Here is a 14,015-nt window from a genome sequence, read left to right as displayed (position 1 = left end):
TTTTACCGAGGCTTGATCACCACCACCAAATCGGTGAAGTACTCGACCTTGATCGGCAGGTTATCCGCCAGTGACGCCAGGGCCGCGCCGGTGTCGTCGAGCTTGAATACCCCGGACACGCGCATCCCTTGCAGCGCCTGCGGATCAAAGCGCACCAGCCCATGGCGGTAACCGGCGAGGGTTTGCAGGACCTCGCTCAGGGGTTGGTCGTCGACCTTGAGCAAACCACGGGTCCAGGCGTCCGGGTCGGCGTTGCCGATGGGTTGTGGGGTGCCGGCACGGCCGTCCTGGAGCGTGGACTTCTGCCCCGCCGGCACTTTCACGTCGCCCGCAACGGTGCCTTTGACGGCCACGGTGGACTCGATCACGGTGACCACGGTCGCGCCATCCTCGGCCTTGCGCACCAGGAACCGCGTGCCCAACGCCGTGGCCGTGCCCTGGTCGGTGTGCACCACGAACGGCCGTTGCGCGTCCTTGGCCACCTCGACCCACATCTCGCCCTGCAACAGTTCGATCACCCGTTGGTGGCCGTCAAACTTCACGTCCAGTGCCGAGTTGCTGTTGAGCTGTACCTGGCTGCCATCGGTCAGTGCCACCTGGCGCCGTTCGCCCACGCTGGTGCGTTGGTCGGCCATCCACACCGGCAGGCGCTCAATCCCGGCCCAGCCGCACAGCAACACACCCAACAGCGCGACGGCCTGGGTGCTACGGGCGGCAAACCTTGTTTTCTGTGGGGCAAATGCACGGTTCAGGGCCATGCGCGCCGGGGCGGCGGGCAACTCGTCGAGGCTGCCCCACAGGCTGCGCATGCGCTCGATGGCGACGGCATGCCGTGGATCGGCCTGGCACCATTTCTCGAAGGCCGCGCGGTCGGCCTCGGTCACGTGGTCGTCGTGCAACAACGTCAGCCAGCGGGCGGCTTCACTGATGATCTGCTCGGAACTCACGACAGCGGGTCCGCCCCGTGCAGGGTGTGATAGCAATGCACCAACGCACTGGAGATGTAGTTCTTCACGGTGCTGGAAGACACCTGCAGTTGTTCGGCGATTTCGCTGTAGGTCAGCCCGTCGAGGCGACTGAGCAGGAATGCCTCGCGGGCCTTGGCGGGCAGGCCGATGAGCATTTCGGCAATGCGTTCCAGGGCCTGCAGTGCCACATGAATCGCCGCCGGGTCCGGCATGCCGGCATCTTCGCTCTGGATCGCCAGGGCTTCCATGTAGGCCTTTTCGATGCGCCGCCGACGCGCGCCATCGATCATCAAGCGCCCCGCCGTGGTGGCCAGGAAGGCGCGGGGTTCCTTGATGGTATGGGGATCGGCCAGCAGCAGGATGCGGATAAACGCGTCGTGGGCCAGGTCGGCGGCATGTTGCGAGCAGCCGAGTTTCTTGCGCAGCCAACCGTGCAACCAGGAATGATGGTCGCTGTAGAGGGTGGTGATGGTCTGCTGGCGACGGGTTGTATCACCATCAGCTACAGGAAAGTCATGCATGCGCAAAAATTTCTCAAACAAGAAAGATTACCAATTGCGCGAACGATGACAGTAAAACGAAGGGGGAGCAAGGATGGAGTGATGGGTTGCAATGAATCTGCGACTTGCTGTGCCCACCTTGAAAGCGACCAGTGCGCACGCGACACTTCTGCGACTCATACAAGGACATCACGCATGACAACCTTCGCCAACACGGTCTCTACCCGCGAGGCCTATCAACTGCTCAAGGACGTGGCATTAGAGGTTCGAACGCTGAAACCCGTCAGCTCCAGCGACGAGCAAATGGTTGTCGACATCGACGGCTGGCAGGTCACGCTGTCAACCTGCGGGATGGCTCTGGAGTGCTGCCTGCGCTGTATTGCACCGGATAACAGGCAAGGTTCACTGGACACCTGGCAACGTTACGGCACCAATCCGCTCGATCTGATGAGCCTGTGGGAGCGAACGCAGCTGCAGCGCCTGGTGCATGCAGCCTTCGTTCGCTGAACGTGCCCTTTGCCAGCAATCACCCACTGCCAACATCAAACACTTTATGGATTAACGCCAGCTCCAGGAAACCCCGGTGTAAACCCCCATGCCATCCCCCGGCGTCGACCGCGCCACGTCCAGCCCCTTGTCGTCATAACCCGGCGTGACCGTGTTCGCGTAACGCTGGTTGGTCAGGTTGCGCAGGTCGACCCAGGCTTGCCAGTCGTGCTTCGGCGCGTCGTACCCGAGCGTCGCGCCGAGCAGTGTGTAGGCCGCCGCGTAGTAGGAGTTGGCGTAGTCCACCGCGACCCGCGATGAATGTTCGCCATTGAGGCTGGTGTAGAAACCGCTAGGGTGGCTGTAGCGCAATTGCGCCTGGTAGTAGTGCCTGGGGATGCCGGGCAAGGTGTTGTCGCCGAAGCGGTCGTCGTTGCGGTAGTGGAAGTCGCTGTAGGTGTAGGCCTGGCGCAGGGCGAGCTGGCCCGTGCGGCCACCGTCCCACAGCGGGCTGATCAGGCTCAGCTCCAGGCCTTGGTGCACGGTTGGGCTGGCGTTGGATTCGGCGATTATTGCGGACGTGGTGGACGTCGCGGCCTGGGTTTCGACGCTGAGCAGTTCGTGGCGCACCTCGGAGCGGTACAGCGCCAGGTCCCACTGACCGAACCACGCTTCACCGCGACCGCCGACTTCCAGGGTGGTGGCGGTCTGGTTTTTCAGCTTCACCCCTTCACGTTGCAAACCGCTGGCCGGGCCGCTGCCCACGGGGAAGTACTTGTTGGAACCCCAGATCATCGACCACGCATGGGGCGGTTCCACCGAGCGACTCAGGTTGCCGTACACCTGCAATTGGGGGCTGAAGTCGTAGCGCAGGCCAACCCTGGGCGCGTAATCCCAATCGTGCTGGCTGACGGGTGTGTGGGTCTGCGGGTAGCTGACTTCGGTTTCACGACGGGTATAGATCGCCGCCAGCCCGGTGGTCAGCCACAGGTCCGGCAGCAGTTCCAGGTCATTGCCGATATGCAGCACGGTGTCCGAACCCAGGTAGCTGTAGTCGCGGGTCCTGGTGCCGGGTGTGTAGCCCTCCGTATTGCCGGTGGGGATCCGCACGAATTCCGAGCCGCCGTTGTTCGGCATCGCCTGGGTGGTGCGCAGGCCGAGGGTGGTCTTGCTGTCACGCCCGAACAATGTGTCCTGGCGGATGTAATTCAGGGTGCCGCTGACGTCGGTGTAGGCAACCTTGAGACGGTTGGTGCCCTCGCGCAGGTCCATCGGATAATCGTGATACGCCAGCCCGACCTCGACCCGGGCGTTGTCGTCCAGGTGCAGGGTGGTTTTGTTGGCGATCCAGGTCGAGCCCGGTTGCGTGCGTTTCGAGTCTCGCGCCACGTTGAGGCTGGCGGCGGCGCGCGGGTCGTGGCTGATCTGGTCGCGGGTCAGTTTGCCGGGGGAATCGTTGTCGGTTTCGCGGTAGCGAAAGTAGAAGCGGGTTTCCAGGTCGGGGTTGAAGCGGTAGCCGAAGTTGGCCGCGATGCCCTTGCCGCTGCCGGCGCTGTGGTCCTGGAAACCGTCGTATTGCGAGTCGGTGAGGCTGATGTAGTAGTCGGCATCCCCCAGCACCTGGCCCGAGCTGATCTCTCGCTGGCCGTAGCCATGGCTGCCGGCTTCGTAGCGTACTTGCAGCCTGGGCGCGTCGTAGCCGGTGTGGGTCACGTAATTGACTGCCCCACCCAGGGCCAATGCGCCCTGGTCAAAACCGTTGGCGCCACGCAGCACTTCAACGCGGCTGAGCCACAACGGGTCCTTGAGTTCGTAGGGCGTGCCACCCGGGCCGGTCAGTGGCAGGCCGTCGAAGGTTTCATACAGGCCGGAAGCGTGGGCGCCCGGGCCCCGGTTGATACCCGAGCCACGGATCGAAAGCTTCACCCCTTCGTTGTTTGCCGCCTTGGCATAAACACCGGCCTGGTACTTGAATACGTCCTCGTTGGTGCTCACCCGCCCCTGATCGACGCTGCCCATGTCGATGTAGTTGGTAGCGCCGGGAACGCTCTTGAGCTGGACCTCGGCCAGTTCGTCGGCGCTGAGTTCGGCGCTGCTGACTTCGACGGGTGCCAGTTGCAATGTGTCGTCGGCCTGGGAAACCGGGCTGAAGCTCAGGGCGGCGCCAAAGCCCAGCAAGGGCCAGGCTTTTCGGGAGGTGAACGGAAACGCGGGGGGCATGGGGGTAAATCCTTGGAATTCGTTTTTGCGACGGGCTCGGTCCGGCACAAGGTCTGTGGTGGGAAGCCCGTGAAGCGCGGCGGGTCACCATTGATGAACGCACAGGCCCCCATCGGCGTTAAGTCCAAAATAGAATTACCAAATGCAAACTCAGTATTTATGGAAATAAGCGGCACCGATTACTGTAGAGCCATTGAGTCCCCAGAGATTTACGTCATGCAAACATCCGCCACCGTCATCGATTTCACCCTCCACCGCAAACGCCGCCAGGCTCGCGCAGCGGCTGAACTGATGTGGGCGATGTATGCGGCACGGGCCGGGGTCGCGCTGTTCACCGCACACGTCACCACGTCCAGCGATACCCGCCGGGCGTGAGGCGATGAATTTCCTGCACGCGATAACCGAAGTGCCCGACCTCCCCACCAAACCCAAGGACTGCAACAGCGGCGACGATGACGCCATCGGCCAGTGCGTCGCGCAGAACCTGCAGCGCCTGCGCAGTAAACGCTACCTGTCGCTGGATGCCCTGGCGCGCAACTGCGGCGTAAGTCGGGCGATGCTTGCGCAGATCGAGTCCGGGCGCAGCGTGCCGTCGATCAAGGTGCTGTGCAAGATCGCCAAAGGCTTGAAAGTCTCGGTGGCGGCGTTCCTGGAAAATCGAGCGTTCGAAGGGGTTGAGCTGCTGCCGGCGCAACAGAGCAAACGCCTGGTGAGTGCCGATGGCAGCTTCATCAGCCGGGCGCTGTTTCCCTACGATATGGCGCGCCAGTCGGAGTTCTACGAGATACGCCTGAAGGCCCTCGGCGAGGAAATTTCAGAAGGTCACGGGCCCGGGATCCAGGAAAACCTGGTGGTGGCCCAGGGCGTGCTGGAAGTCAGCGTCAACGAGGAACGCTACCTGCTGTCCACCGGTGATTCGATCCTGTTCTACGCCGACCAGCCCCACCGCTACCGCAACCCCGCAGACAGTGAGGCGGTGGCGTTCCTGGTGATCACCTACCCAGAACGCCTGGACTGAAACGCAAAAAGCCCCGGCACTCGCCGGGGCTTTTTAGATTTCACGCCAAACCAATCAGCAGGTGCAGCACATCATCGGCATGCCGTTGCAGCTCATCATCATCGGCATGGCGCAGTCGTTCATCATCTTCATCATCAGCATGCAGCAGTTGTTCATCATGTCCATGCTCATGCCAGGCATCGGCATCATCTTGCAGGTCATGCAGTCGGCTTCCATCTTGCATTCCATGACGCACTTCATCATCGGCATAGGCATGCCCATCGGCATCATCATCGGCATGTTCATGGTCGACATGCTGTTCATCATCGCCATGCCGTCTTCAGACATGCACATCATCGACATGTTGGCGCACTGCATCATCATCGGCATGCCGCAGTTCATCATCATCGCCATCATTTCGGCGTTGTTCTTGAACATCGCCATGTCCATGCCCGCGGCCGGCTTCATGGTGCACATCATGGCCTCGTCGGTCATCTTGCAGGTCATGGTTGCCATCATCATCGGCATGCCCATCATCGGCATCATCGGCATCGCGTTGTTCATTGGCATCTGCATGGCGTTCATCATCTTCGAAACTCCGTAATCGACAGGAAATGAGTAAGTTCTGGGGCCGATTCTAGAGAGGCCGCACAACGGCGCAAGACGCTGGCCCAGCAGCAGGAATAGACGCTGCATGGGGATTTCCCGGGGCGCGGCAGCGGATAATTCCGCGATGACAGATTCTTTGGCGTGATCACGCCGGCCGGCTCCGCTATCAGGGCCAAACCGGCGCGATGGATATGCGATTGGGGAATGGCCCCCAATCAGAAGGAAATAAACGATCTAACCACGGTAGAAATACCCGCTCATTCGGCGAAGAAGCGGTTCGCCGGACGCGGCAGTCCGAGGTTTTCCCGCAGGGTAGAGCCTTCGTACTCGCGCCGGAAGATCCCGCGCCCCTGCAACTCGGGCACCACCCTGGCCACAAAGTCATCGAGCCCGCCCGGCAGCCACGGGAACATGATGTTGAAGCCATCGCTGCCCTCTTCTTCCAGCCACTGCTGCATCTCATCGGCAATACTGTGGGCGGTGCCGACAAACGAGAGACCTGCATAACCGCCAAGACGCTGGGCCAATTGGCGCACCGTCAACTGTTCGCGATCAGCCAGCGCCAGTACCCGTTCGCGGGAGCTCTGGCTGGCGTTGGTTTGGGGAATCGCCGGGAGGTATTGGTCGGGATCAAACTTCGTCGCGTCGGTACCCAGCGCGATCGACAGCGAGGCAATCGCACTTTCGTAATGCACCAGGCTGTCGAGATGCGCACGAATCCGCCGCGCATCTTCCAGCGTATCGCCGACCACCACAAACGCCCCGGGCAAGATCTTCAGATGGTCGGGATGCCGCCCCACCGCCAGCATCCGGCGCTTGATATCGGCATAGAATTTACGCCCTTCCTCGAGCGTGCCGGGCGCCACGAAGATCACCTCGGCGGTTTCTGCCGCCAATTGCCGGCCGGGCTCCGAGGCGCCGGCCTGCACGATCACCGGCCAGCCCTGCACCGGGCGGGCAATGTGCAGCGGGCCGCGCACATTGAGGTAGCGGCCCTGGTGATTGAGGGTGTGCAGCTTGTCGGGGTCGAAGTACACACCGCTGTCGGCATCGCGGATGAAGGCATCATCGGCCCAACTGTCCCAGAGCCCGGTGACCACATCGTAGAACTCCCGCGCACGGGCGTAGCGCTCGTCGTGGGCATAGGCCTGCTCCAGGCCGAAATTCTGCGCCGCATCCGGGTTGGCAGTGGTGACGATATTCCAGCCGGCGCGGCCGTTGCTCAGGTGATCCAGGGACGCAAAGCGCCGGGCAATGTGGAACGGCTCGTCGTAGGTGGTCGAGGCCGTGGCTACCAGGCCGATGTGCTCGGTGGCCTGGCTCAGGGCCGACAATAAGGTGAACGGTTCGAAGGAGGTGGCGGTGTGGCTGCGCTTCAACGCGTCGATAGGCATGTTGAGCAGGGCCAGGTGGTCGGCCATGAAGAACGCATCGAAACGCGCTTTCTCCAGGGTTTGGGCAAACTGCTTGAGGTGCGTGAAGTTGAAGTTGGCGTCACGGTAAGCGCCGGGATAGCGCCAGGCGCCGGTGTGGATGCTGACCGGGCGCATGAACGCGCCCAGCTTCAGTTGGCGTTGAGTGGTCATGGAAAGCCCCTGATCGAGAGGGGCCCAGCATCGGATGGGCGAACGGCGTCTGTCTAATAACCAAAGGATCTGACTTATGCCTGCGCGGATCGGCTGTTGTAGTCCGCCAGAAATTCTTCGGAGGCGACATGGTCTGCCATGCCCCGCAGCTGCGCGGCCGAATCATGCCCCAACACCTCCTCTACCCGGTTATTGGCCGCCGCCCAATACACCAGCGCCTCACTGAACAGGGCTTCGCCCTTGGGCGTGAGCACGCAGCGTTTGGTGCGCTTGTCCAGGGCATCCGGGCGCAGCTCGACAATCCCGTCGCGCACCAGCGGCTTCATCGCATGGGTCAGCGCCGACATCAGGATCGCCAGGCGTCCGGCCAGCTCCTGCAACGTCGGCCCTGCCTGCTCATCCACCGCCGCCCACCGGGCGATTTCACCCAGCAAGCCGACCTGCGTAGCCTTCAGGCCAATCGGCGCCAGCGCTTCGTCATACAGTTGGCCCAGCCGCCGGGCTGCACGGCGCAGTGCGTTGTTGGTGCACGCCACGTCCCCCAGCAGGCTCAAAAGGTCGGCACGGGCATCAGGCTTGTCAGTCTTGTGTGTTGGCATTTTCAGATCCTCCATGCCGGTAGAATGATTGAGTACTAAACCATTGACAAGGACAAACGCCAAGCCTATAACTTGAGCCCTCAACAATATTGGTTGAGTACTCATCTATTGGAGCCGTTCATGTCGATCCCTGCTTCCACAAAAATTGCCCTGATCACGGGTGCTTCTTCAGGTATTGGCGCTGTGTATGCCGACCGATTGGCAGCCCGTGGCTACGACTTGATCCTGGTCGCCCGTCGTGAAGACCGCCTCGAAGCCCTGGCGGCGAAGATCACTCAAGCCTACGGGCGCGAGGTCCAGACCATCGGCGCCGATCTGGTAAACCCCGCGGACCTGGCCCGTGTTGAAAGCCTGCTCGCCGGCAACCCGGCGATCCAGGTGCTGGTGAATAACGCCGGCCTGGCCCGCCTGCATCCGCTGGCTCAATCCTCGGTCGAGGATTCCACGACCCAGATCGCCCTGAACATCACCGCCCTCACCCGCCTGACCCACGCGGCGCTGCCGGGCATGCTGGTGCGCAATGAAGGTTTGATCATCAACGTGGCATCGGTGTTGGGCGTGCACTCGCTGCCGGTCAGCTCGGTGTACAGCGGCACCAAGAGCTATGTCCTGGCATTCAGCCGTGGCTTGCAATCGGAACTGGCGGAAACCGGGGTGAAGGTGCAGATCGTGTTGCCGGCAGCCACCGCTACCGAGATCTGGGACGCGTCGGGCATTCCGCTTTCCGCCCTGGAACAGGAGTCGGTCATGACCACCGAAAACCTGGTGGACGCGGCACTGGCCGGGCTGGATCAGGGTGAGACGATCACCTGGCCGTCGGTGGCCGATGGTTCGTTGTGGGAGACCTATGATGCGGCGCGTGGTGCGTTGTTTGCGGCCACGCAAACAGGCAAGCCGGCGCCCCGGTATGGGATCGTCTGAGGCGCCAGCCGGCTTTATTGAATACCGATGGAAATACGCCGCACAGTCTGCTCCTCACGGGGCAGGCTGATGTCGCCTTCGTAGGTGCACTCGCGGCCGGTGCAGCTGTTTTCCACGGTCATCGGCGCAAGGCTTTTGACCGGAAAGCGCGGCTTGGGCTCAACCTGCGGCGTGAGCGGTACAGCGCTGAGGACAGGTGCCTCGTAGGTCAGGTCCAGGCTGGACGCGTGGGCCTGGGTGGCCAGAACGGCGAGCAGTGCGCTCGCCATGACAGTCCTTGTAAACAACATCGAAATCTTTCCGGGCAGCAAAAAATGAAGGGGCAATGATAACCCCTTGAGCTGGCGGGTTGAAGTCAACGTGCCTGGACGGCAGGTTCCAGCACCAATACGTTGGAGGGGCCCGCACGGAATGTCGGGTTGTGCTTCGCGGCTTCCAGCATGTGCGGCGCTGCGTGGTGATCCTTGAGCGCCGCCTTTGAAGCCCACGTCTCGATCAACACAAAACTGTCGCTGTTGCCCTCGACCGGATGCAGGTCGTACTGGATGCAACCGGCTTCGGCCCGGACCAGCGGAGCGAGCCCGGCAAAGGCCGCCAACTGGTCCGCACCCCGGCCAGGCTGGGTATTGATGATGACGACAAGCCGCACTTCATCGGACATAAACAGCACCGTTATCGATAAGGAAATTGAGAGGCCACAGTAAGGGATGCCATTCTCTGGCGCTATGAAAAATCTATCAGTAAGCTACTTTCACTGATTGGATTGAGTCAGCACTCAAGCCCTCCCCCTTTTCTGCACCCGGCGATAACCACGTGATCGAAGTAACCGAAGTTTCCATTGCCCAGCTGCGCACTGCGCTCGAATCCGGCCAGACCACGGCGGTTGAACTGGTCGAGGCTTACCTCGCCAGGATCGACGCCTACGACGCCCCCACGACTGCCACCGCGCTCAACGCGGTGGTGGTGCGCAACCCGCAAGCGCTGGAGGAAGCCCGCGCATCCGACGCACGCCGGGCCAGCGGCACAACCCTGGGCCCGCTCGACGGCATTCCCTACACGGCCAAAGACAGCTACCTGGTCAAGGGCCTCACCGCCGCTTCCGGCAGCCCGGCTTTCGCGAACCTGGTTGCCTACCGCGATGCGTTCACCATCGAGCGACTGCGGGCAACAGGCGCCATTTGCCTGGGCAAGACCAACATGCCGCCGATGGCCAACGGCGGCATGCAGCGCGGCGTGTATGGCCGGGCCGAGAGCCCGTACAACGCCGACTACCTCACCGCACCGTTCGCCTCGGGCTCCTCCAACGGCGCCGGCACGGCCACTGCGGCGAGCTTCGCGGCGTTTGGCCTGGCGGAAGAAACCTGGTCCAGCGGGCGCGGCCCGGCGTCCAACAATGGCCTGTGTGCCTACACCCCGTCCCGTGGCGTGATCTCGGTGCGCGGCAACTGGCCGCTGACCCCGACCATGGACGTGGTCGTGCCTTACGCCCGGACCATGGCCGACCTGCTTGAAGTGCTCGACGTCGTGGTCGCAGAAGACCCCGACACACGCGGCGACCTGTGGCGGATGCAACCCTGGGTGCCGATCCCCGGCGTCGCCTCGGTACGCCCGCAATCCTACGCAGACCTGGCCGCGACCGGCGATGCACTCGCCGGCAAACGCTTCGGCGTGCCGCGCATGTACATCAACGCCGACCCCGAGGCAGGCACCAGCGACGCCCCGGGAATCGGCGGCCCTACTGGCCAGCCAATCAAAACCCGGGCCTCGGTGATCGAGCTCTGGGAAGCTGCGCGCAAGGCACTTGAAGCCACCGGCGCAGAAGTGGTCGAGGTGGATTTCCCGCTGGTCTCCAATTGCGAAGGCGATCGCCCGGGCGCACCGAAAGTGTTTACCCGAGGCCTGGTGTCCAAGGAATTCCTCCACGATGAATTGTGGGAACTGTCGGCCTGGGCGTTCGATGATTTCCTGCGGGCCAATGGCGACCCTGCGCTGAACCGCCTGGCGGATGTCGACGGCCCGAAGATCTTCCCCCACGACCCCGGCACCCTGCCCAACCGCGAAGACGACCTGGCCGCCGGCATGGACGAATACGTGCGCATGGCCGAGCGCGGCATCACGCCGTGGGACAGGATCAGCACCGTGCCCGACGGCCTGCGCGGCCTGGAACAGACACGACGCATCGACCTTGAAGACTGGATGGATAACCTGGGGCTGGATGCGGTGATTTTTCCGACAGTCGCCGACGTAGGTCCGGCGGATGCGGATGTGAATCCCGCGTCGGCGGATATCGCCTGGAGCAACGGAGTGTGGGTCGCCAACGGCAACCTCGCCATCCGCCATTTGGGCGTGCCGACAGTGACGGTGCCCATGGGCGTCATGGCCGACATCGGCATGCCGGTGGGGCTGACATTTGCCGGCCGGGCGTATGACGATTCGGCGCTGCTGCGATTGGCATCGGCCTATGAGTCGACGGGCAGCAAGCGCCTGGTGCCGCCGCGCACGCCGGCGCTGGTGGCTCGTCAGGACTGATTGATTTCGCTGCTGATCTTGCGCATCAACCGATCGGCTTCCGACCCGGGTTCAAATCGAAAGCCACGCATCTCATCGAGGAGCAGGCAATCGCTGATGGCCTCCCAAAGTTGCTCCTGGGTCGGCTTGTTGCGCAACAGTATGTATGAAAGCAGCAGGCGTTCGATGGGAACGCCTCGAATACAGGCCGTTTCAATGATTGCCAGCAGGATAAAGCGCAGTCGAACTTCCCGCTCCGTGGGCCAAACCGTTTTTCGCTTACCCAATGCCGGGCCTCAGTGTCAGGAAAAGCGTGAGGCTATGGCCCAGAGGGGTGGCGTTTCAAGCGCTGCATGGGGAGAAAGCCCTGCTCCTACACAAAACAGGGAAAAAGCCCACGAAATCACCCCGCAGATCAACAGCCTTTCACACACGCTTGCCCATCAACGGATCACTGATGCTATGCGCCCCCGTCTCGATTCGCCCCGCCACCCGCCGCACCCAACCATGCTCGTCGCGTAGCTTGAAGTCATACCAGCCTCCATTGGGCTGGCAGGAGAACGTGCGTTGCACGGTACTGCCGCCCGCAATCTCGAGCAGCCACGGCCCCTGCCTGGTGTAAGGGCAACGCTCGATGGTGATTGAGGCCGCACGCTTGCCGGGGTTGACCAGGGTCAGCAGCAAGGTGTCACCGTGATACGCCAGGGATAACTCCGGCTCGCGACGCTGCAGGTGGCCCTTGAACGAACGGTGGAACCCATTCGGCCCCAACAGCCAGAGCTTGTAGGCGCCCGCGACTTGCCAGGTGTCACTGAGGTGTTTGCCGGCTTCCACCGTGTAGCGGCGCGGTACCTCGTCCAGGTGCAGGCGGTCGTAGACGTGGAAGACCACGCCCTGTTCGCCATTGTTGAAGAAGTCCAGGCTCACCGAACTGGCGCGACGGTCAACCGAGCCTTCAACGTTCAACTGGTACGGCAGCGCCCGGGATGGCCGCGCCATTCGCACCTGGAACGGCGCCTGTTGCTGGCCCACCGTCGGCAGGGCGACCTGGGGCAGTTGCTCCTGGCGTTGACGCAGAGAGTCGGCGGCCTGGCGGCTGATGGTGTGCAGCGGTGGCAGGGTCTCGGTGTTGGGGTTGACGAAGTTGAAGGCCGAGGTGAGGTCGCCGCACACCGCCCGGCGCCAGGCGCTGATATTGGGTTCGCGCACGTGGAAACGCTTCTCCAGAAATTGCAGCACGGAGGTGTGATCAAACGCCTGGGAATTGACCCAGCCACCACGGCTCCACGGCGACAGCACCAGCATCGGCACTCGCGGCCCGGGGCCGTACACCCCGCCGTCCGGCGCGGGTTGCTGGCTAGAGCCGGGCGGTGCCGGGTGGGTGAAGATCTCGCTGTCGAACTTCACCGTGGACTTGCCGGCAAAGCTGCCATCCAGGCGCTTGGACGGGGCTGACGGCGACGGCACGTGGTCGAAGAAACCGTCGTTTTCATCGTAGTTGACCAGCAGCACCGTCTTGCTCCACACGTCCGGGTTGGCGGTCAGTGCCTTGAGGATTTCCTGGGTGAACCAGCCGCCTTGCACCGGGCTGGAAGGCCCGGGGTGTTCGGAGTAATCGGCCGGCGCCACCAGCCAGCTCACCTGTGGCAGGCGCCCGTCGTTCACGTCCTTGCGAAAGCCCTGGATGATCGATTCCAGGTCGCTGCCGCTGACCGCCGGCAGGGTGTTGCCATTGCCTTTGTACAACGGCACGCGGGCGTTCAGTTGATCGCTGTAGGGCACAAAATCCTTGAAGTCTTTCGGTGGCACGGCGGGGTTGCCGGCCGCGACGCTGGCCGCACGAAACTGGCGAAACCCGGCCAAGGGGTTGTCGCCAAAGTTATCCGGCAGGTACTGGTAAACCTTCCAGCTCACACCCGCTTCTTCCAGGCGCTCGGGATAGGTTTTCCAGGTGTAGCCCACGCCCACCGCGCCGGGGCCGTCCCATTCGTTGACCACCGCCGCCACATTCGCACCGGTCGGGCCGTTGGTGCCGGTCCAGTGGAACAGCCGATTGGGATTGGTACCTGCGTGTACCGAACAGTGGTAGGCGTCGCACAGGGTAAAGGTGTTGGCCAGGGCGAACTGGAACGGCACTTCCTGCTCACGGTAGTAACCCATCGAGGTGGGTGTCTTGAACGTTGGCCAGGCGTTCATCCGGCCGCTGCTCCAGGCGGCGTGCTCGTCGACCCAGGAATGCGGCGTGCCGCTGACCCGCTGCGCGTTGCCACGGGAGCTGTCCAGGTGATAGGGCAGGATCCGCCGCCCAACGCCCTGCTGCTCCCACACCCGGTGCCCGCCCGGCAGTGGAATGGTGAAGCGGTCACTGAACCCGCGCACACCCGGCAAGGTGCCGAAGTAGTGATCGAAGGAGCGGTTTTCCTGCATCAGGATCACCACATGCTCGACGTCCATCAGGGTGCCGGTGCGGTTGTTGGCGGGGATCGCCAGGGCCTGGCGAATGGAGTCGGGCAACAGGGTGTAGGCGGATCCGATGGCAGCTGCTTGCAACAACGTTCTGCGTGTAAGAGTCGGCATAAGACGATTCAATCCCTTGAAGTTCTGGAGCGAAGCTCAGGACA

The 14,015-nt window shown here is 62.7% G+C and carries 15 protein-coding genes; 6 read left to right on the top strand and 9 right to left on the bottom strand.

What is annotated here, in order from left to right; genetic code table 11:
• Positions 1 to 2: 2 nt before the first annotated feature.
• Entirely contained in the window at positions 3 to 947 is a 945-nt protein-coding gene (locus HX786_RS26560; protein ID WP_134326913.1) for a FecR family protein, read from the bottom strand.
• Entirely contained in the window at positions 944 to 1,489 is a 546-nt protein-coding gene (locus HX786_RS26555; RefSeq protein WP_102605591.1) for a sigma-70 family RNA polymerase sigma factor, read from the bottom strand. Before HX786_RS26555 ends, HX786_RS26560 begins: the two co-directional genes overlap by 4 nt.
• Before the next feature lie 174 nt (positions 1,490 to 1,663).
• On the opposite strand from HX786_RS26555, the gene HX786_RS26550 reads away from it, so the two are divergent.
• Positions 1,664 to 1,975, top strand: coding sequence for a hypothetical protein (locus HX786_RS26550; RefSeq protein WP_178912823.1), 312 nt, complete (start codon positions 1,664 to 1,666; stop codon positions 1,973 to 1,975).
• Positions 1,976 to 2,026: 51 nt separating this feature from the next.
• Here HX786_RS26550 and HX786_RS26545 read toward each other — a convergent pair whose 3' ends face one another.
• Entirely contained in the window at positions 2,027 to 4,174 is a 2,148-nt protein-coding gene (locus HX786_RS26545) for a TonB-dependent receptor domain-containing protein (protein WP_178912822.1), read from the bottom strand.
• Positions 4,175 to 4,390: 216 nt separating this feature from the next.
• On the opposite strand from HX786_RS26545, the gene HX786_RS26540 reads away from it, so the two are divergent.
• From HX786_RS26540 to HX786_RS32215, 3 genes are all read left to right on the top strand, one after another.
• Entirely contained in the window at positions 4,391 to 4,549 is a 159-nt protein-coding gene (locus HX786_RS26540; RefSeq protein ID WP_003219684.1) for a hypothetical protein, read from the top strand.
• Positions 4,550 to 4,553: 4 nt separating this feature from the next.
• Positions 4,554 to 5,192 carry a helix-turn-helix domain-containing protein gene (locus tag HX786_RS26535; protein ID WP_178912821.1) on the top strand — a complete coding sequence of 213 codons (639 nt, stop codon included), beginning with the start codon at positions 4,554 to 4,556 and terminating at the stop codon, positions 5,190 to 5,192.
• A gap of 61 nt (positions 5,193 to 5,253) precedes the next feature.
• The gene (locus HX786_RS32215; protein ID WP_043225000.1) at positions 5,254 to 5,775 is read left to right on the top strand and encodes a hypothetical protein; all 522 of its coding nucleotides are present in this window, start codon (positions 5,254 to 5,256) and stop codon (positions 5,773 to 5,775) included.
• 262 nt (positions 5,776 to 6,037) lie between these two features.
• Here HX786_RS32215 and HX786_RS26525 read toward each other — a convergent pair whose 3' ends face one another.
• Together HX786_RS26525 and HX786_RS26520 are read right to left on the bottom strand one after the other, a co-directional pair.
• Positions 6,038 to 7,366, bottom strand: a complete 1,329-nt coding sequence (locus HX786_RS26525) for an LLM class flavin-dependent oxidoreductase (protein ID WP_003219678.1) — start codon at positions 7,364 to 7,366, stop codon at positions 6,038 to 6,040.
• A 74-nt stretch (positions 7,367 to 7,440) separates the two neighbouring features.
• Entirely contained in the window at positions 7,441 to 7,965 is a 525-nt protein-coding gene (locus tag HX786_RS26520) for a MarR family winged helix-turn-helix transcriptional regulator (RefSeq protein WP_003219677.1), read from the bottom strand.
• 120 nt (positions 7,966 to 8,085) lie between these two features.
• On the opposite strand from HX786_RS26520, the gene HX786_RS26515 reads away from it, so the two are divergent.
• Complete coding sequence (locus HX786_RS26515) at positions 8,086 to 8,886, top strand: SDR family oxidoreductase (protein ID WP_087693038.1); 801 nt, start codon at positions 8,086 to 8,088, stop codon at positions 8,884 to 8,886.
• A 14-nt stretch (positions 8,887 to 8,900) separates the two neighbouring features.
• On the opposite strand, the gene HX786_RS26510 is transcribed toward HX786_RS26515, so the two are convergent.
• Both HX786_RS26510 and HX786_RS26505 read right to left on the bottom strand, forming a co-directional pair.
• On the bottom strand, positions 8,901 to 9,155 hold the full coding sequence (locus tag HX786_RS26510; RefSeq protein ID WP_178912820.1) for a hypothetical protein: 255 nt from the start codon (positions 9,153 to 9,155) through the stop codon (positions 8,901 to 8,903).
• Between the two features lie 86 nt (positions 9,156 to 9,241).
• The gene (locus tag HX786_RS26505) at positions 9,242 to 9,547 is read right to left on the bottom strand and encodes a putative quinol monooxygenase (protein WP_003219672.1); all 306 of its coding nucleotides are present in this window, start codon (positions 9,545 to 9,547) and stop codon (positions 9,242 to 9,244) included.
• 152 nt (positions 9,548 to 9,699) lie between these two features.
• Here HX786_RS26505 and HX786_RS26500 point away from each other — a divergent pair, with 152 nt between their 5' ends.
• Complete coding sequence (locus HX786_RS26500) at positions 9,700 to 11,415, top strand: amidase (protein WP_178912819.1); 1,716 nt, start codon at positions 9,700 to 9,702, stop codon at positions 11,413 to 11,415.
• Here HX786_RS26500 and HX786_RS26495 read toward each other — a convergent pair.
• Both HX786_RS26495 and HX786_RS26490 read right to left on the bottom strand, forming a co-directional pair.
• Positions 11,406 to 11,681: a hypothetical protein gene (locus HX786_RS26495; RefSeq protein WP_008436022.1), complete on the bottom strand. Its 276-nt coding sequence runs from the start codon at positions 11,679 to 11,681 to the stop codon at positions 11,406 to 11,408. The genes HX786_RS26500 and HX786_RS26495 overlap by 10 nt on opposite strands.
• A gap of 139 nt (positions 11,682 to 11,820) precedes the next feature.
• Entirely contained in the window at positions 11,821 to 13,971 is a 2,151-nt protein-coding gene (locus HX786_RS26490) for a phosphocholine-specific phospholipase C (protein WP_178912818.1), read from the bottom strand.
• Positions 13,972 to 14,015 lie beyond the last annotated feature (44 nt).

The sequence above is a fragment of the Pseudomonas sp. 21615526 genome (assembly GCF_013386245.1).
In the GTDB taxonomy this organism is placed as follows: domain Bacteria; phylum Pseudomonadota; class Gammaproteobacteria; order Pseudomonadales; family Pseudomonadaceae; genus Aquipseudomonas.
This window is presented reverse-complemented; position numbering and strand designations above follow the sequence as displayed.